Source organism: Streptomyces sp. WY228 (assembly GCF_019287315.1).
Taxonomy (GTDB): domain Bacteria; phylum Actinomycetota; class Actinomycetes; order Streptomycetales; family Streptomycetaceae; genus Streptomyces; species Streptomyces caviscabies.
On the sequence record NZ_CP079114.1, the window covers coordinates 5919130 to 5938413 of the forward strand.

General features: G+C 72.0%; 10 protein-coding genes and 1 tRNA gene. 9 read left to right on the top strand and 2 right to left on the bottom strand.

The features are described from left to right. Positions 1 to 7 precede the first annotated feature (7 nt). Positions 8 to 6829 (top strand): DEAD/DEAH box helicase, encoded by a 6822-nt coding sequence (locus KV381_RS26040; protein ID WP_218786530.1) that lies wholly within the window; start codon positions 8 to 10, stop codon positions 6827 to 6829. After that, positions 6826 to 9123, top strand: a complete 2298-nt coding sequence (locus tag KV381_RS26045) for a UvrD-helicase domain-containing protein (protein ID WP_218786532.1) — start codon at positions 6826 to 6828, stop codon at positions 9121 to 9123. Before KV381_RS26040 ends, KV381_RS26045 begins: the two co-directional genes overlap by 4 nt. 31 nt (positions 9124 to 9154) lie before the next feature. Here KV381_RS26045 and KV381_RS26050 read toward each other — a convergent pair whose 3' ends face one another. After that, the gene (locus tag KV381_RS26050; protein ID WP_256995154.1) at positions 9155 to 9466 is read right to left on the bottom strand and encodes a hypothetical protein; all 312 of its coding nucleotides are present in this window, start codon (positions 9464 to 9466) and stop codon (positions 9155 to 9157) included. A 179-nt stretch (positions 9467 to 9645) separates the two neighbouring features. Further along, positions 9646 to 9717: transfer RNA gene (locus tag KV381_RS26055), tRNA-Arg, on the bottom strand. A 185-nt stretch (positions 9718 to 9902) separates the two neighbouring features. On the opposite strand from KV381_RS26055, the gene KV381_RS26060 reads away from it, so the two are divergent. The 7 genes from KV381_RS26060 (at position 9903) to rho (ending at position 19280) form a co-directional block, all read left to right on the top strand. Beyond that, the gene (locus KV381_RS26060; RefSeq protein WP_030079348.1) at positions 9903 to 10316 is read left to right on the top strand and encodes a response regulator; all 414 of its coding nucleotides are present in this window, start codon (positions 9903 to 9905) and stop codon (positions 10314 to 10316) included. Positions 10317 to 10371: 55 nt separating this feature from the next. Then, complete coding sequence (gene nrtL / locus KV381_RS26065) at positions 10372 to 11472, top strand: ArgS-related anticodon-binding protein NrtL (RefSeq protein WP_218786537.1); 1101 nt, start codon at positions 10372 to 10374, stop codon at positions 11470 to 11472. A 33-nt stretch (positions 11473 to 11505) separates the two neighbouring features. After that, a complete protein-coding gene (lysA, locus tag KV381_RS26070; protein ID WP_098024913.1) occupies positions 11506 to 12897 on the top strand; it encodes a diaminopimelate decarboxylase in 1392 nt (463 codons plus the stop codon). Between the two features lie 257 nt (positions 12898 to 13154). Further along, on the top strand, positions 13155 to 14456 hold the full coding sequence (locus KV381_RS26075) for a homoserine dehydrogenase (protein WP_030626239.1): 1302 nt from the start codon (positions 13155 to 13157) through the stop codon (positions 14454 to 14456). A gap of 7 nt (positions 14457 to 14463) precedes the next feature. After that, positions 14464 to 15534: a threonine synthase gene (gene thrC, locus KV381_RS26080; RefSeq protein WP_030079344.1), complete on the top strand. Its 1071-nt coding sequence runs from the start codon at positions 14464 to 14466 to the stop codon at positions 15532 to 15534. A 399-nt stretch (positions 15535 to 15933) separates the two neighbouring features. After that, on the top strand, positions 15934 to 16851 hold the full coding sequence (gene thrB / locus KV381_RS26085; RefSeq protein ID WP_030079342.1) for a homoserine kinase: 918 nt from the start codon (positions 15934 to 15936) through the stop codon (positions 16849 to 16851). A gap of 389 nt (positions 16852 to 17240) precedes the next feature. Continuing rightward, positions 17241 to 19280, top strand: a complete 2040-nt coding sequence (gene rho / locus KV381_RS26090; protein ID WP_218786539.1) for a transcription termination factor Rho — start codon at positions 17241 to 17243, stop codon at positions 19278 to 19280. Positions 19281 to 19284: the final 4 nt, after the last annotated feature.

Consider the following 19284-nt stretch of genomic DNA (forward strand, 5'->3'; position numbering starts at 1 on the left):
CCCGCGCGTGCGTCCCACCCTCGCCGCCGACCAGGTACGGGCCAGTCTGAGCCAGTACCTCGCGACGACGTACGCGCTGGCCGACGAGTCCACCCGCCGTGCCCTGGAGGGGTTCCTCGAGGACGCTGAGGACGGCATCTTCCGCGGCCCCTACCTCCGCGTCCGCACCCCCTTCCGGAGCGCCGAGAACGACGACTGGCAGCGGCACCTGGGCTGGTGGCCCCGGAATTTCACCCCGCACCGGCACCAGGAACGGGCCTGGGAGCGGCTCTCCACCCTGCACAGCCCCGCAGAGCCCACCCTCGTCACCACCGGCACCGGGTCGGGCAAGACCGAGTCGTTCCTGATTCCGATCCTCGACCACTGCCGCCGCGAGCGTGAGGCCGGACGGGACGGTGTCAAGGCGATCCTGCTCTACCCCATGAACGCCCTCGCCACCGACCAGGCCCACCGCATCGGCGAACGCCTCGGCGATCCGAAGGACACCCGGCTGCGCGAGGCGGGTGTGCGGGCCGGGCTCTACATCGGCGACCGGCCGTCCCAGGAGTTCAAGCAGGCCAATCCCCATATCGCCGTCGACCGGGACGAGATCCGCCGCACCCGGCCCGACATCCTGATCACCAACTACAAGATGCTGGACCTGCTCCTCCAGCGGCCCGAGGACCAGCGTCTGTGGCAGGAATCCCCGCTCGCCTACGTCGTGCTCGACGAGTTCCACACCTACGACGGAGCGCAGGGCACCGACGTGGCCATGCTGCTCCGCCGCCTCGGCTCGGTCACCGGGCTTGCCGAACCGGGGCGGCCTCTGGGACCCGTTTGCCCGGTCGCGACCTCGGCCACCCTCGGCGAGGGCGGCCCCGGCGACAGCGGCGTGCGCACCGGGCGGGGGGAGGCCGGGCGGCCCGGCATGCTGGAGGTCGCCGAGCAGGTCTTCGGCGTACCGTTCCCCGCCGACGCGGTCGTGGGTGAGGACCGGCGCTCGGCGCGGGGCTTCACCGGTGAGAGCGACTTCACCCTGCCGTTCCCCTCGCCCGAGGAGGTCGACGCGCTGGGCGACCCCACCCGCGACCCGGGAGCCATGGACGACCTCGTCGCCGCGTTCACCGGCCTGTCCGGCCCCACCCCCGAGGAGCTCGGGGGCGTCCTGCGCCGCCACCGGCTCACCTCCGCCGTCCTGGAGATCCTCGACGGCACCCCCAGGACCCTCGCCGAGATCACCGAGATCCTGCCCCGGTACGCCTACCACTGGGGCGTCGCGGTGCAGCGGCGGCCGGCCCTCGCGGCCAGGGCGCTCGCCCGCTACCTCGCCCTCCTCTCGTACGCCCGGGACGCCGAGAACCCCGGGCGGCCCCTGCTCTCCATCGAGATCCACCACTGGGTGCGCTCCGTCTCCCGGGTCCTGCGCGGCATCAGCGGGGCCCGCGCCGAGTTCCGCTGGGACGACGAACGGGTCACCTCCGGCGGTGCGCTGGCCCGCGCGGGACGGACCTCCGGCACCGGTCCGTCCCCGTACGACGGGGAGAAGCCCGCCCTGCCGCGCGACGCCGTCGAGGAGGGAGCCGTACCGGCCGACGACAGCGCACCGCCGCCCGCCGAGGTCTTCCTGCCGGCCGTCTTCTGCCGCGAGTGCGGACGCTCCGGCTGGGCCGCCTACTCGCCCGAGGTCGACCCCGCCCACCTCGACCTGAACGCCACCAAGATCCGCCGGGCCTCCGTCGGCCGCGACAAGCGCCGGGTGCGCAACATGATCGCCGCGACCCCGCGCGAGGTGTACGAGGCGGCTTTCGGGGCCGGGGCGGACCGCAGGCGCGGAGGGCCCGCCGTCATGGTCCTGGAAGGCACCGGCGGGCGGCTGCGCCCTCTGTCGCCCGAAGCCGACTTCACCGCGCCCGCCGACGGCGAGGCAGCCCGTCGGCCGGTACCCCTGCACAACGCCGCCTTCGTCCACACCGACCTCGACGGCGACCGGGCGGCCGAACGCGACCAGTGCCCCGCCTGCCGGACCTTCAACTCCATCCGCTACCTCGGTACCGGCCTTGCCGCGCTCGCCGCCGCCTCCGTCACCCAGCTCTTCACCGGCGGCGAACTGGACAAGAACCTGGGAGAGGACAAGACGCTCCTCTTCAACGACTCCGTGCAGGACGCCGCCCACCGCGCCGGGTACGTCGCCAGCCGCTCCTACACCTTCTCGCTGCGGGCGCTGCTCGCCAGCCGTATCGGCGAGGACGAACCGGTCGCCCTGAACGACCTCGCCGCCGACCTGATCGCGGACGTCGTCGACAGCAAGGCCGTCCAGGCCGCCGTCATCCCACCGGACCTCCACCTCGTCCGCGGGGTGGACACGCTGCTCTCCGGACGCAGCCGCGGCTCCCGGGGCACCTGGGAGCTGATCGCCCAGCGCCTGGCGTTCGCCACTGTCATGGAGTTCGGCCTCCGCTCCCGGCAGGGCCGCACCCTGGAACTCACCCGCACCATCGCCGCCGACGTACCGCTGCCGGACCCCGACGCGGTGGCGGACATCGTACGGGAGACACTCCTGACCACCCCGGGTGACATCGCGCTTTCCGACGGCTCCGCGCCCGGACCCGAGAGGTACACCGGCTTCGTGCGGGGCCTGCTGGAGCGGATGCGTATCCGCGGAGCGGTCCGGCACGCCTGGCTGGACCCCTGGCTGGCCCAGGCGGGGGTACGCAGATGGGCGATCTGGGGCGGTCGCGAGACCGGGATGCCGGCCTTCCCCCGTGGTGTCTCCGCCCCCGCCTTCCTGCTCGGCACCCCCAAGCAGGGCAGCGAGGACTTCGACGTCCTGACCGGCCGGCTCGGCTGGTACCAGGACTGGGCCGTACGCTCCCTCGGGCTGCGCCCCGAAGCGGCCGGCCTCTTCCTGACCCGCCTTCTGCCCGCACTCGCCGACGCGGGCGTCGTCTCCGCGCGGACGGCCCTCGACGGCACCACCCGCGTCTACGGACTCCAGCCCGGCCACATCCAGGTCCGGGCCCTCGCCGTCGACACGCTGCCCGACGCCACCGCGCACTGCCCCCGGTGCTTCTGGGAGCAGACCGTCCACCCCGACCTCGCCGACCAGTGGCACGGGCAGCCCTGCCCCCGCTACCGGTGCGGCGGAACCCTCGGCACCGGACGCGACCTGGACAGCGGACTGCGGCAACGGGACTTCTCCGACGACTTCTACCGCCGCATGTACCGCGAGGCCGGGGTCTTCACCATCAACACCGCCGAGCACACCGGTACGCTCAGCCGCGCCAGGCGGGAGGCGGTGGAGAAGGCGTTCCGGGAGGGCACCCGCGTCCACTACGCCAACCCGCAGGTGCTGTCCTGCACCCCCACGCTCGAACTCGGCATCGACATCGGTGACCTGTCGGCCGTCGTCCTCGCCTCGCTGCCGAAGGGCCCGGCCAACTACATCCAGCGTGTGGGCCGCGCCGGACGGTCCACCGGCAACGCCTACCTGCTCACCATGGTCGACCGCGGCCCGCGTGACCGCTACTACCTGGAAGACCCCCGGCTCATGATCGCCGGAGAGGTGCTGCCGCCCGGCTGCTACCTCTCCGCCGCCGAGATCCTCCGCCGCCAGTACCTGGCCCACCTCCTCGACCTCGCGGGCGCCGGACGGCTGGTCTCACCCGACGGGACGCCCCTGAGGCCCCTTCCCGGACGTGCCACCGACCTCTTCGGGACCTCCGCCTGGCAGGCCGAGTTCGCCGAAGCGGCACTCGCCGCCGGAAACCGTCTCGTCCAGGGCTTCCTGGACCTGTTCCCGCCCTACGACGAGAACCGCGGCACCGGCGTCAGCCCGCAGGCCCGCGCCGCCCTCGTCGCCTACGCGACCGACGCGGGTGAGGACGGGCTGGGTACCGCCCTGGACACGGCGCGCCGACGGTGGGAGGACCGGCGTGCCGAACTCCAGCGCCGTACCGAAGCCATCGACCGAGCCCACGGGCTGCTCGTCGTCGGCGACCCCGACCACGAGCGGCAGGGACGCGAACTGCGGGCCGAGCGCCGGGACGTGGCACGCCTCTCCCGCGAGATCAGCCGCACCACCGCGCACGGGGCCCTGGTCGACCTCGGCCTGCTCCCGAACTACAGCCTGATCGACTCGCCCACCGAGCTGGAGGCCACGCTCACCTGGACGGAGAAGGGCCCCGACGGCACACGCACGCACCACAGCAAGACCCTGCGCCACAGCCGTCCCGCGCGCCTCGCCCTCTCCGAGTTCGCCCCCGGCAACCACTACTACGTGCAGGGGTACAAGCACCGCGTCACCGGACTCGACATCGGCAGCCCCGGACGCCCCGCCTGGCTCTGGTGGCGCGTCTGCCCCGACTGCGGTCACGTCCGCACCCACCGGGCCGAGCAGGACGCCGCGCCCTGCCCCCGCTGCCGTTCGGCCGCCATCGGGGACATCGGCTGCCTGCACAAGGTCCTCGTGCCCCGCCGCGTCACCTCCCGCGACGAACGCGACGACGTCCGCGTCCGCGACGACACCGACGAACGGGAGCGACGGCACTACTCCGTCGTCCCGGCCGTCGACATCGACACACGCGACATCGAAGAGGCGTGGAAGCACGAACACGCCACCTTCGGCTGGGAGTTCACCCGTCAGGCACGCATCCGCCACATCAACGTCGGAGCCACCCGCGTGGACGGCGGCGCGGACACGCACTTCGCCGGAAGGGAGGTCCGGCTCAACCCGTTCTGGGTCTGCGACGCGTGCGGGTTCGCCGACCCGGACGGCGGCCCCACCGCCCACGACCCCGGCGACACGTCGGCCCACGCGAAGTACCACCGACCCTGGTGCCCCCGGCGGCGAGCGGCCGACGACGCCGCACGGCGAGGCGAGCGGGTGCTGCTCGCCCACGAGCTGCGCACCGACGCGCTGCGCCTCCTCATTCCCGCCGTCACCGCCTACACGCAGGAACGGCTCGCGTCCTTCAAAGCCCTTCTCCTGGCCGGGATCGCCCGCAGCTACGGCGGAGACCCCGACCATCTCGCGGTCGTCGCCGACTCCATGCCCGAGGACGGGGGCGAGAGCCCGCTCCGCCGTCACTTCCTCGTCCTGTACGACACTCTGCCCGGCGGTACCGGATATCTGCACCGCCTGGCCGGGAGGGACGGGCTGAGGGGTGTCCTGGACCATGCGCGACAGGTGATCGAGACCTGCGTCTGCGTGGGGCAGGGCCGGCCCGCCTGCCACCGGTGTCTGCTCCGGCACGTGACCGACGCCGAGTACGAGCTCGTGAGCCGCGAGCACGCCCTCGACATGCTCGGTGAGCTGTTCGGCCGTGGGGCAGACCGCTGGAGCACCGTGCAGGTGGCCACCACCCGCGACATCACCCTCGTGCACCAAGTGGAGAGCGAACTGGAGGCCCTCTTCCGGCGTGGCCTGCTCGACTGGGCAGACCGTGTGGACGAGGTCAGCGTCCGCAGCGCGCTCGCCGCCGACGGCACCCGGGACACCACCCTGCGCTTCACCGCACCCGACGGGACCGTCCGGGGCTGGCAGATGGAGACCCAGACTCCGCTCGGCTTCACCCGGCCCGACGTGGTCTTCCGCAGCACCGACGACGACCGCAGGGTCGCCGTCTACCTGGACGGCTACCGTTATCACGCGGGCCCCGGACACCTCACCGCCGAGGCCGACGCGGTGAAGCGCACCCGGTTGCGAGCCGAGGGCTGGCAGGTCTTCCAGCTCACCTGGGACGATGTACAGGCGTGGACGGGGCGGACGGCCCCGGGGACCGATCCCGTGTGGAAGCCTTACCCGAACACCGCCCAGAAGACCGCCATGGACGTCCATCGGCGCATGCACGAGGGGGACACCCGTGATCTGACGCGCCTGGTGTGGGTCAACCCCGTCGAGACGCTCATCGGGTACCTCACCGACCCCGACCCGGATGCCTGGCGGCTGCGCGTACAGAGCGCCCTCGCCGGCTTCGCGGCCGTCTCCTCCACCAGCAGGGCCCTGGCCGACGGCGTCGAGACCGGACGCAGGATCCACGAGGCGCTGCACGGACGGCGGTTGGCGGCGGGGAAGGGAGCCGTCCAGGTCATGGCGACCCGGGACAGCTCGGGATGCCCGCTCACCATCGCGCTCGACCTGCGCCGCGGGCAGAGAGGAGCGGCCTGGACCGCGCTGACCGTCCTGGACGACGCTCCCGGCACGATCGAGGCGGACGAGGCCGCCCACCGCAGACGCTGGCACGCGTGGCTCTACTGGAGCAATCTGCTCCAGTTCCTCGACGGGGGGGAGGGTGAGGGGGTCCAGCTGACGACCGGGATGCTGTCCGGGTTCGACCCGGCCGAGCTGGCGGTCACCGGCGGAGCCGGATGGCTCACCTCCCAGCTGCGTGCGCACCAGCCCGCACCGGACGCACCCGAACCGGACACGGACGGGCACCGAGCATCGACCGGCCCACAGGGAAAGGCGGGCGGCGCGGACGGTGTCCCGCCCGTCCGCGACGCCGCCTGGGACGAGGTGATCGAGCTGCTGGTCGAGGATCCCGGACTGGACGCACTCGCCCACGCGCTCGCCGACGGGGACGTACCCGTACCCGAGGCGGGACACGAGCTGGGGACAGCGGCCTGGCCCGCCGAACTGGCCTGGCCCGACCGGAGGGTGGGGGTCGTCCTGTCCCACCGTCCGGACCCCGTCAGCGGACGGGACATCGATGCCGAACAGCGGGACGGTGCCTACCGCGACGCGGGCTGGCAGGTTCGTACCGCGCAGGAATGGAACGCGGACGAACTCGCCGCACTCGTGCGCGGCGGCGCTGACACGACCACGAACGACCGGGGGGAGAACCAGCCATGACGGTCCACAGCACGCCCAGGACGGGTGTGACCCTGCGCCTGCTGGACAAGGCGGACAAGGAGATCGTCAAACTGGACCGGGCGGTCCTGGGGGCGTTCTACAAGTTCCAGCACGACTTCCGCCGCAACCCCCACGCCGGCGGATTCGACCTCAAACAGCTGGAAGGCCATGACCGCCTCTGGTCGGCGCGCGTCAACCGGGAGTGGCGCGCACTGATGATCCGCCTGAGCGGTGACGACTGGCTCCTCGTCGCCGTCAAACACCGGGGACACGTCCACAAGAACCTCGAACGCTTCAACTACGGCATCAACCACATCACCGGTGCCATCGAGTACGTCGATCTCCAGGTCGTCGAAGAGAGCGTGCTGCGCCGCGGCCTCACGCCGCCCACCACCCCCGCAACGTCCCCCTCGGCCCCTTCCGGTCCACCCGTGGAGACACGGCCGGACGAGGAGCCGCTCTTCGGCGCGTACACCGACCAGCAGCTCGTGGACCTCGGCGTCACCCAGCCCCTCCTTCCGATCGTCCGGAAACTCACGACCGACGACGAACTGCTGGGCCTCGCCGAGTACGCCCCCCGTCACACCGGGGAGGTCCTCCTCCGGTTGCGGGACGGCGTTCCGTACGAAGAGGTCATGGAACAGGTGACCGCGCCCGTCGCCGTGGCCGAACCGGAGCAGAACCTCGACTCCGACGACTGGCAGGCGGCCGTCGACCGCTCCCAGGCCGTGGTGATCACCGACGACGAATCCCTCCAGAGCATCCTGGAGGAGGGCGACTTCGGCCGCTGGAAGGTCTTCCTCCACCCCACCCAGGAGAAGCTGGTCCGGCGGCGCTACTCCGGCCCCGCCCGGGTCGGCGGCGGCCCGGGTACGGGGAAGACGATCGTCGCTCTCCATCGCGTCCGCCATCTGGTGCGGCAACTTCCGCCCGGCCACACGAAGCCCGTGCTCCTCACCACCTTCAACCGCAACCTCGCCGCGGAGCTGAGGGCCCGGCTGCTCTCCCTCGGCGGGCCGGACGTTCTGGCGCGCGTCGACATCGCCCATGTCGACCAGCTCGCCACGCGTATCGTCAGCGAGGCCGACCCGGGCAACACGAAGCGCCGGATCGACGACGCGGCCGCCCTTCGTGAGTGGCGGGAACTGCTCGTGGAGACGGGGCAGACGCGCTGGAACGCCGAATTCCTCAGCGACGAGTGGAACCAGGTCATCCTGGGGCAGGCCGTGTCCAACCGGAGCGACTACTTCACCGCGCGTCGTGCGGGCCGGGGCCGTAGCGTCACCCGCTCCGAACGCGCCGGGATCTGGCAGTTGGCCGAACGCTTCGCTCAGCGCCTGGAGACCAAGGGCCTGGAGACCCACCGTCAGATCGCGGAGCGGGCCGCACGCCTGGAAATGGCCCGCAAGACCCGGATCGACCAGCGCGCGGAGGCACGCGAGGAGCGCGGGGGCCTGGACAACCTGCATGCCGAGGCCGGCTCCGGCGCCTGGCTGCGCTATCGGTACCGGCACATCGTGGTCGACGAGGCACAGGACCTCAGTGCCGCCCACTGGAAGATGCTGCGTGCCATGGTGCCGTCCGATGCGGACGACATCTTCCTGGTCGGAGACACCCATCAGCGGATCTACGACAACCAGGTCACCCTCGGCAGTCTCGGTGTGCACATCCGCGGCAGGTCCTCCCGGTTGACCCTCAGCTACCGCACGACCCGGGAGATCCTGCGCGACGCCATCCGGGTACTCGGCGGGGCCGACTACGACGACCTGGACGGTGACGCCGACACGCTCGCCGGATACCGCTCCGTCCTGCACGGCACGGAACCCTCGTTGCGCGGGGCACCGAGCTGGGACAAGGAGATGGATCTCGTCGTGGAGCAGTTGCGCGCCTGGCACGACGTGCCCCGGGAGTCCACGGCGATCTGTGTCCCGACCAACGAGATGGTCACCCAGCTCGCCGACCGCCTGGCACGCGCCGGCATCACCCCGTCCGAGATCACCCAGGACGGCCCTCGCGGTGACCAGGGCGTCCACATCGGCACCATGTACCGCTTCAAGGGGCTGGAGTACCGCTGCCTGATCATCGCCGGTGCGTCGGAGGGGCTCGTGCCCCGGGCCTCCGTCGACGCGTGGGAACAGACGGACCCCGGCCGTCACCAGCGCGAGCTGCACCGTGCCCGGTCGCTGCTCTTCGTCGCGGCCACCCGCGCCCGGGACGCGCTGGCCATCACGTGGCACGGCGAGCCGAGCCGGTTCCTCGAGCCGCTCCTCGGAGATCGTGCAGCTTCGGGCTGAGTCTCCGCCGTGTCCCGTGCCGACGGGGCGGCTACGGCCTCCGCGCGAGCCGGTAGACCGCGTAGGTGATGCCCAGAATGACGTCCACGACGGCCCACAGGACGATGATCAGGCCCACGCCGATCGCGGTCCCGGCGTTCTCGGCGTCGTTGCAGCTCTGCTTGTCGAGCGCCCCGCAGTCCTCGGGGGTTCCTGAGCCGGAGGCGATCCCGGCGATCAGCCAGATCAGGAAGAGGAGTTGGACTACCAGGAAAACCCACAGGAAGACCCGGTGCTTCTTGCGCGCATTCCGCGGCGGGGGTTGGGGCCGCCACTGCGGGACGTTGGCCTGGGGGATGCTCATGACGATCACGCTTCGTTCATGTCGTCAGGGGGATCGCTGTCACCGTGACAGCGCGCTCACCTCTGTTGTAACCGCCTGCGCGGCTTCACCCCGAGGCACTTCGGCTACGCCCATCATCCCTCCGCCGGGCGACTTCGGCGCGCTTGACTGACATGCAGGTCAGGCTCTTGATCCGGAAGTGCCCCCGGCAGGATTCGAACCTGCGCACCCGGCTCCGGAGGCCGATGCTCTATCCCCTGAGCTACGGGGGCGAATCGCGGTGTTGCTCTGCGACGGGTGAAACACTACCAGCTCCTGCGGGGTGTCCGTGAACAGGTATTCCGTCGAAGCGGCGCGCGAAGCCGGAGGCCACCCGTCCGGGGCGGAAGTGGACAAAACCCGGACGCCGCCCGTCCGGCCGACCTACTCTCGAAGGGTGTCAGGGGCGTACGGCCGCGTGCTTGTTGTCGACGACAACAAGGTCATCCGGCAGCTGATCAGGGTCAATCTCGAGCTGGAGGGCTTCGAGGTCGTGACCGCGGCCGATGGTGTCGAGTGCCTGGACCTGGTGGAGAGGGTCCGGCCCGACGCGATCACCCTCGACGTCGTGATGCCCCGGCTGGACGGTCTGGAGACCGCCACCCGGCTGCGCTCCGACCCCCGGACCCGCGGTCTTCCCATCGTCGTCATCAGCGCCTGTACGCCCTACGAGGTCGACGCGGGCGTGGCGGCCGGGGTCGACGCGTTCCTGGCGAAGCCGTTCGAGCCGAGCGAGCTGGTGCGGGTCGTGCGCCGGCTGGTGACCGGGGAGGAAGGGCCCCCGGTGGACGGGCGGCGCGGTGCCGGGCGGGCGGGGAGCACCGCCGGCTGACCGGATGGCGAAACCGGGTCGCGAAGTGCCCCCCTCTCTCACCTACGCTTGACCCGTGACCCCCGCCGATCTCTCCCGGACCGTGCTGCACGCCGTGCGCCGCGCGGTCGACGAGGATGCGTTGCGCGCGCCCGTGCCCGCGCGCGTGCGGGTGGAGCGGACCCGGCCCGGCGGCAGCGGCGACTACGCCTGCGCCGTCGCGCTCCAGCTCGCCGGGCCCGCCGCGCTGCCCGCCCTGGAGGTCGCCCGCATCCTGCGTGAACGCGTCGCCGCCGAACCCGGCGTCGGGCGGGTCGAGATCACCGGACCCGGGTTCCTGAGCTTCACCCTCGACGCCCCGGCCGAGAGCGACCGGGCCGTGCTCGCCGCCGTACGGGAACAGGGCCTCGCGTACGGGCACGGGGACGCGCTCCGGGCCGAGATCCACCAGCTCCACCACGCGCGGGAGGTCCGCGCCGCCGTCACTGCCCAGGCCGTGTTCCGGCTCCTCCTCGCCCAGGGCGCCCGGGGCCGGACCACCTGCGAACAGGCGCCCGACCCGGACTGGGTCCGCCTCGGCGTCACCGTCGACGCGTACGGGACACCCCCCGCACCCCTCGCCGAGATCCGCCCCGTTCCCGCCGGGGCCACCGCGGGCGAGCTGCTGGAGCGGCTCGGGCCCGACGCGGCCCGCTGGGGGCTCCTGCGGGCCGCCGGACACGACCGCGCCGCCCTCGGCCCCGAACTGCTCGTCCAGGGCGAGGCCAACGGGCTCTTCCGGGTCCGGTACGCCCACGCCAGGGCCCGCGCCCTCACCCGGGGGGCCGCCGCCCTCGGCTTCACCGCCGAGGCAGCCCCGTACGGTGAAAGCCCCACCGAGCCCGCCGCGACGACCGCTGACGACGCGGCCGCCCGCCCCCTCCTCGACCTCATCGCCGACCACCCCGGTGTCCTGCTCGCCGGGGCCCGTCACCGCGCGCCCGACCGGGTCGCCCGGCAGCTGGAAGCCGTCGCGCACGCGTTCTTCGACTTCCACGACTCCTGCCCGCCCCTGCCCGCCGGTGACGAGAAACCCTCGGCCGCCCACCGTGCCCGGCTGGCTCTCGCCGAAGCCGCCGGGACGGTGCTGGCAGGCGGCCTGTCCCTGCTCGGTATCCGTGCGCCCGAACACCTCTGACGCGATCAGAAGAGACCTGAAAGAACCATCACGATGAGTCGCTCCGCACACCCCGCAGGTCCCCGTCACGCCGACGTCCTCACCGAGGGCCACTACTCCGCGCCCGCCGCCGACCTCAACGCCCTCGACGAGAAGGTCTGGTCGCGCACCGTCACCCGCGACACGGACGGCGCCCTCACCGTCGGCGGGATCGCCGTCGCCCGGCTCGCCGAGGAGTTCGGCACCCCCGCCTACTTCCTCGACGAGAGCGACTTCCGGGCCCGCTGCCGCGCCTGGGCCGACGCCTTCGGGCCGGACGCCGACGTCTTCTACGCCGGGAAGGCCTTCCTCTCCCGCGCCGTCGTGCGCTGGCTCAAGGAGGAGGGGCTCAACCTCGACGTGTGCTCCGGCGGTGAGCTGACCACCGCGCTCGACGCCGGTATGCCCGCCGAACGCATCGCCTTCCACGGCAACAACAAGACCGTCGCCGAGATCGAGCGGGCCGTCGAGGCCGGCGTCGGGCGGATCGTGCTCGACTCCTTCCAGGAGATCGTCCGCGTCGCCCACGTCGCCCGGCGGCACGGGGTGCGCCAGCGGGTGCAGATCCGCGTCACCGTCGGCGTCGAGGCCCACACCCACGAGTTCATCGCCACCGCGCACGAGGACCAGAAGTTCGGCATCGCGCTCGCCGACGGGCAGGCCGCCGAGGCGGTGCGCCGCGCGCTCGCCCTGGACGGGCTCGACCTCATCGGCGTCCACTCGCACATCGGCTCGCAGATCTTCGACATGGCCGGCTTCGAGGTCTCCGCCCGGCGCGTGGTCCAGCTGCTCGCCGAGATCCGCGACGAGCACGGCGTCGAGCTGCCCGAGATCGACCTCGGCGGCGGCCTCGGCATCGCGTACACCTCCGAGGACGACCCCCGCGAGCCGCACGAGATCGCCAAGGCGCTCAGCGACATCGTCACCCGCGAGTGCGAGGCCGCGAAGCTGCGCACACCCCGGATCTCCGTCGAGCCGGGGCGCGCGATCGTCGGACCCACCGCGTTCACGCTGTACGAGGTCGGCACGATCAAGCCCCTGGAGGGGCTGCGGACGTACGTCAGCGTCGACGGCGGCATGTCGGACAACATCCGCACCGCGCTGTACGACGCCGAGTACAGCGTCGCGCTGGTCTCGCGGACCTCGGACGCCGAACCGATGCTGGTCCGGGTCGTCGGCAAGCACTGCGAGAGCGGTGACATCGTGGTCAAGGACGCGTTCCTGCCCGCCGACCTGGCGCCCGGCGATCTGATCGCCGTCCCCGCCACCGGCGCGTACTGCCGTTCCATGGCGAGCAACTACAACCACGCGCTGCGGCCTCCGGTCGTCGCCGTCCGCGACGGAGAGGCGCGCGTCATCGTCCGGCGCGAGACGGAGGAAGATCTCCTGCGTCTCGATGTCGGCTGATGAAATAGTCATCTCAGAATCCGGACGGGGGTCAGAAACTCCCGTCCGGTGAGTGAGACTGGTCCACACATGAGCATGACCCTCCGGCGATTGGGGGGTGGGAGAAGGAGCGGGTCTGGGTGCGTGCAGCTGCAAGGCGGAGGATCGAGGCATGGCGGAGCCATGGTGATTGACGACAACGCCGCAGATGCGCGTGCCCAGACCCGCGACGCCGCCCCCCAATCGCCGGAGGGTCTAGGTATGAGAAACGAGGTCGGATGATGCGTACGCGTCCGCTGAAGGTGGCGCTGCTGGGCTGTGGTGTGGTCGGCTCAGAGGTGGCGCGCATCATGACGACGCACGCCGACGACCTCGCGGCGCGCATCGGCGCGCCCGTCGAGCTCGCCGGCGTGGCCGTCCGCCGGCCCTCGAAGGTGCGTGAGGGCATCGACCCCGCACTGATCACCACCGACGCGACCGCGCTCGTGCAGCGCGGCGACATCGACGTCGTCATCGAGGTCATCGGCGGCATCGAGCCGGCCCGCACGCTCATCACCACCGCCTTCGAGAGCGGCGCGAGCGTCGTCTCCGCCAACAAGGCGCTGCTCGCCGAGGACGGCGCGGCCCTGCACGCCGCCGCCGAGAAGTACGGCCGCGACCTGTACTACGAGGCCGCCGTCGCCGGAGCCATCCCGCTGGTGCGGCCGCTGCGCGAGTCGCTCGCGGGCGACAAGGTCAACCGGGTGCTCGGCATCGTCAACGGCACGACCAACTTCATCCTCGACAAGATGGACACCAGCGGCGCGGGCTACTCCGAGGCGCTCGACGAGGCCACCGCCCTCGGGTACGCGGAGGCCGACCCGACCGCCGACGTCGAGGGCTTCGACGCCGCCGCGAAGGCCGCGATCCTCGCCGGGATCGCCTTCCACACCCGCGTGAAGATCGGCGACGTCCACCGCGAGGGCATCACCGAGGTCACCGCAGCCGACATCGCCTCCGCCCGCCGCATGGGCTGCACGGTCAAGCTGCTCGCCATCTGCGAGCGCGCCGCCGACGGGCAGTCCGTCACCGCCCGCGTCCACCCCGCGATGATCCCGCTCAGCCACCCGCTGGCCTCGGTCCGCGAGGCGTACAACGCGGTGTTCATCGAGGCCGACGCCGCGGGTCAGCTGATGTTCTACGGGCCCGGCGCCGGCGGCTCGCCGACCGCCTCGGCGGTCCTCGGCGACCTCGTCGCGGTCTGCCGCAACAAACTGGGCGAGGCCACCGGACCCGGTGAGTCCGCCTACACCCGCCTGCCGGTCAGCCCCATGGGCGAGGTCGTCACGCGGTACCACATCAGCCTCGACGTGGCCGACAAGCCGGGCGTGCTCGCCCAGGTCGCGACGGTCTTCGCCGAGCAGGGCGTATCGATCGATACCGTCCGTCAGCAAGGACGTCCAGATGGCGGCGGCGAGGCATCGCTCGTCGTCGTCACCCACCGCGCGCCCGACGCCGCCCTCTCCGGGACCGTCGAAGCGCTGCGCAAGCTCGACACCGTGCGCGGTGTCGCCAGCATCATGCGTGTTGAAGGGGAGTAAAGGACCCATGACCAGCAAGGGCACCCACCAGTGGCGCGGCATCATCGAGGAGTACCGGGACCGCCTCCCGGTCACGGCCACGACGCCGGTCGTCACACTTCGTGAGGGCGGTACGCCGCTCGTTCCGGCGCAGGTCCTCTCCGAGCGCACGGGCTGCGAGGTGCACCTCAAGGTCGAGGGCGCCAACCCCACCGGTTCGTTCAAGGACCGCGGTATGACCATGGCCATCACCCGGGCCAAGGAGGAGGGCGCGAAGGCCGTCATCTGCGCCTCCACCGGCAACACCTCGGCCTCCGCCGCGGCGTACGCGGTGCGCGCGGGCATGGTCTGCGCCGTCCTCGTACCGCAGGGCAAGATCGCGCTCGGCAAGATGGGCCAGGCGCTCGTGCACGGCGCCAAGATCCTCCAGGTCGACGGCAACTTCGACGACTGCCTGACCCTGGCCCGCTCGCTCTCGGACAACTACCCGGTGGCGCTGGTCAATTCGGTCAACCCGGTCCGGATCGAGGGCCAGAAGACCGCCGCGTTCGAGATCGTCGACGCGCTCGGGGACGCGCCCGACATCCACGTCCTGCCGGTCGGCAACGCGGGCAACATCACCGCGTACTGGAAGGGGTACACCGAGTACGCCGGTGACGGCGTCTCCAGCCGCTCCCCGCGCATGTGGGGCTTCCAGGCCTCCGGCTCCGCGCCCATCGTGCGCGGCGAGGTCGTCAAGGACCCGTCGACCATCGCCACCGCGATCCGGATCGGCAACCCGGCCTCCTGGAACTACGCGCTCGCCGCACGCGACGAGTCGGGCGGCTTCATCGACGAGGTGACGGACCGGCAGATCCTGTCCGCGTACCGGCTGTTGGCCTCCCAGGAGGGCGTCTTCGTGGAGCCCGCGTCGGCCGCCTCCGTCGCCGGTCTGCTCAAGGCCGCCGAGGAGGGCAAGGTCGACCCCGGCCAGCGCATCGTCTGCACGGTCACCGGCAACGGCCTCAAGGACCCCGACTGGGCCGTCGCGGGCGCACCGCAGCCGGTCACGGTCCCGGTCGACGCGGCCACCGCCGCCGAGAAGCTCGGACTCGTCTGATCCGGTCCCCGGGTCGAACGCGGCGGGCGTCGCGTTCGACCCGGGGCAACCGCGACAACCCGGCTCAACCGGCCCTTCCCCGGGGCGGAGAGCGCATGGGAGGCGGGCGACACGCATCGTGCGCCTCCTGTGCGCCCTATGTCGCCACAGAACCTTCCTTCGATAAGCTGTACCCCATCCGCCCGGCATCCGCCCGCCGGACCGCCACGCCTGCGGTCCCCGTCGTGGCCGTCGGGCCGGTCACCGGATTCCCGCACCGTTCGGAGCCTCCGCACAGCCGCGACCCCACCGCAGCCACCCCCGCCCTCAGCACCCGCCCATAACCCCGTCTTCAACGCCCCGCCGCCGCAGAGCCACCCGCACTGCATCCCCGCCGCCTTACAAGGAGTGGTCCGACCGATGGCCGGTCCCGCGTTCCGAGCCGCCGCCGTCAGGGTGCGCGTCCCCGCAACCAGCGCCAACCTGGGCCCGGGATTCGACTCCCTGGGCCTCTCGCTGGGGCTGTACGACGACGTCGTCGTCCGGGTCGCCGACTCCGGGCTGCACATCGACATCGCAGGTGAGGGCAGCCAGACCCTGCCCCGCGACGAGAGCCACCTGCTCGTACGCTCCCTGCGCACCGCGTTCGACCTGCTCGGCGGGCAGCCCCGCGGGCTGGAGATCGTCTGCGCCAACCGCATCCCGCACGGCCGCGGCCTCGGTTCCTCTTCCGCCGCCATCTGCGCCGGAATCGTCGCCGCCCGCGCCGTGACGACCGGCGGCGACGCCCGCCTCGACGACGCGGCCCTGCTGGAGCTGGCGACCGAGATCGAGGGGCACCCCGACAATGTCGCGGCCTGTCTGCTCGGCGGATTCACGCTGGCCTGGATGGACGGCGGCGCGGCCCGGGCGATCCGGATGGACCCCGCCGACTCCGTCGTGCCCGTCGTCTTCGTCCCCGGGCGACCGGTGCTCACCGAGACGGCGCGCGGCCTGCTCCCGCGCACCGTCCCGCACGTCGACGCGGCGCTCAACGCCGGCCGGGCTGCCCTGCTCGTCGAGGCCCTGACCCGCCGCCCCGAACTGCTGCTCGCCGCCACCGAGGACCGGATCCACCAGGAGTACCGGGGCCCGGCCATGCCGGAGAGCGTGGAACTGGTCCACCGTCTGCGCGCCGACGGTGTGCCCGCGGTCATCTCCGGTGCGGGGCCCACGGTCCTCGCGCTGACGGAGGAGGGCTCGGCCGACAAGGTCGCCCGGTTGGCGGGGGAGGGCTGGGCGGCGAACCGGCTGGCCCTCGACGCGACGGGCGCCAGTGTGCTGCCGCTGGCCGCGTAACCGCATGTGATTACCGGTGAGCGAGAGGGGGAATGTTTGTTGGAGCCGGTAGTGTTAACCTCAAGTCTGCAACCGACGTCTTTGAGGCGCGTTGCTTCGTGTCCCCCTCCGGGACCGCCATTCTTCCGGGAGCCTCCCCAACTGCCTGAGCAGCCTGCCTGAGCAGTTTCGAGCACGCTCCGGAACCGGCACGACACCCCTCGCTCGTCCAGGAGTGGGCCGAGCAGGGGGATCTCGCGCCGGACCCCGCACGTTCATCTCTCCGCCGTACCCGGCGGACCACCGCCCCGGCAAGGTCCGCGATCCAGCAAGATCAACAGACCACAGTCGGACAGCACAACCGGTCGCCGAGCCAGAAGGCCGACGTCCGCTCCAGGGAAGGACCCTTCGTGAGCGACACCACCGATCTGATGGGCGTGACTGCCGACAAGAACGTCGACAGCGCCGCGCCCGCCGAAGGTGCTGCCACTGGCACCACCGCACGGCGCCGCCGCTCCGGCACCGGCCTCGAGGGCATGGTCCTGGCCGAGCTGCAGCAGGTCGCGTCCGGCCTCGGCATCAGGGGCACTGCGCGGATGCGCAAGAGCCAGCTGATCGAGGTCATCAAGGAGGCGCAGGCGGGTGGCGGATCCGCCGCCCCCAAGGCCTCCTCCAAGGCCGCGGCGGCCCCCGCCGATGCGGAGAGCAAGCCGAAGCGCCGCGCGACCTCCAAGGCGCGCACCGGGGACGAGGGCGCCGCTGCCGCCGAGAAGGACACGGCCCAGCAGCAGATCGACATCCCCGGTCAGCCGGCCAGCGACGACCAGCCCGCGGGCGAGCGTCGTCGCCGCCGTGCCACCGCGCAGGCGGGCAGCCCCGACACCAAGACCGAGGCGAAGACCGAGGTCAAGGCGAAGGCGGAGCCCCAGGCCGAGCAGAAGACCGAGGAGCGCGCCGAGCCGAAGGGCGACGCCAAGGCCGAGGCCGCCGCCGACACGGCCGAGGGCCGTCGTGGCGACCGTCGTGACCGCGGCGAGCGGGGCGAGCGGGGCGAGCGCGGTGAGCGTGGCGACCGCCGCGAGCGTCAGCGCGACCGCCGGGGCAAGGGCGACGACCAGGGCCAGCAGGGCGGCGGCGGGCAGCGCCCGCAGCGCCAGGGTCAGGGCCAGCAGAACCGTGACAACGGTCCGCAGGACGACTTCGACGACGAGGCGGGCGGCCGTCGCGGCCGTCGCGGCCGCTACCGCGACCGCCGGGGCCGTCGCGGGCGCGACGACTTCGCCGGCGATGTGCAGGTGGCCGACGACGACGTCCTGATCCCCGTCGCGGGCATCCTGGACATCCTCGACAACTACGCGTTCATCCGGACCTCCGGCTACCTCCCGGGCCCGAACGACGTGTACGTCTCGCTCGCCCAGGTCCGCAAGAACGGCCTGCGCAAGGGTGACCACGTCACCGGCGCGGTGCGTCAGCCCAAGGACGGCGAGCGGCGCGAGAAGTTCAACGCGCTGGTCCGCCTCGACTCGGTCAACGGCATGGCCCCCGAGTCCGGCCGCGGCCGCCCGGAGTTCCAGAAGCTGACCCCGCTCTACCCGCAGGACCGACTCCGTCTGGAGACCGACTCCAACATCCTGACGACGCGGATCATCGACCTGGTGGCCCCGATCGGCAAGGGCCAGCGCGGGCTCATCGTGGCCCCGCCGAAGACCGGCAAGACCATGATCCTGCAGGCCATCGCCAACGCGATCACGGTCAACAGCCCCGAGTGCCACCTGATGGTCGTCCTGGTCGACGAGCGTCCGGAAGAGGTCACCGACATGCAGCGGTCGGTGAAGGGCGAGGTCATCTCCTCGACCTTCGACCGCCCCGCCGAGGACCACACCACCGTCGCCGAACTGGCCATCGAGCGCGCCAAGCGCCTCGTGGAGCTGGGTCACGACGTGGTCGTCCTGCTCGACTCGATCACCCGACTGGGCCGCGCGTACAACCTCGCGGCGCCGGCCTCCGGCCGCATCCTCTCCGGTGGTGTCGACTCGACTGCGCTGTACCCCCCGAAGCGCTTCTTCGGCGCGGCGCGCAACATCGAGGACGGCGGCTCGCTGACCATCCTGGCCACCGCGCTCGTCGAGACCGGCTCGCGCATGGACGAGGTGATCTTCGAGGAGTTCAAGGGCACCGGCAACATGGAGCTCAAGCTCGACCGGAAGCTCTCGGACAAGCGCATCTTCCCGGCGGTGGACGTCGACGCGTCCTCCACCCGTAAGGAAGAGATCCTGCTCGGCACCGACGAGCTGGCGGTCGTCTGGAAGCTGCGCCGGGTGCTGCACGCGCTCGACCAGCAGCAGGCGATCGAGCTTCTCCTGGACCGGATGAAGAAGACCCAGTCCAACGCGGAGTTCCTGCTCCAGATCCAGAAGACGACGCCGGGCAGCGGAAACGGCAACGACTGACGTT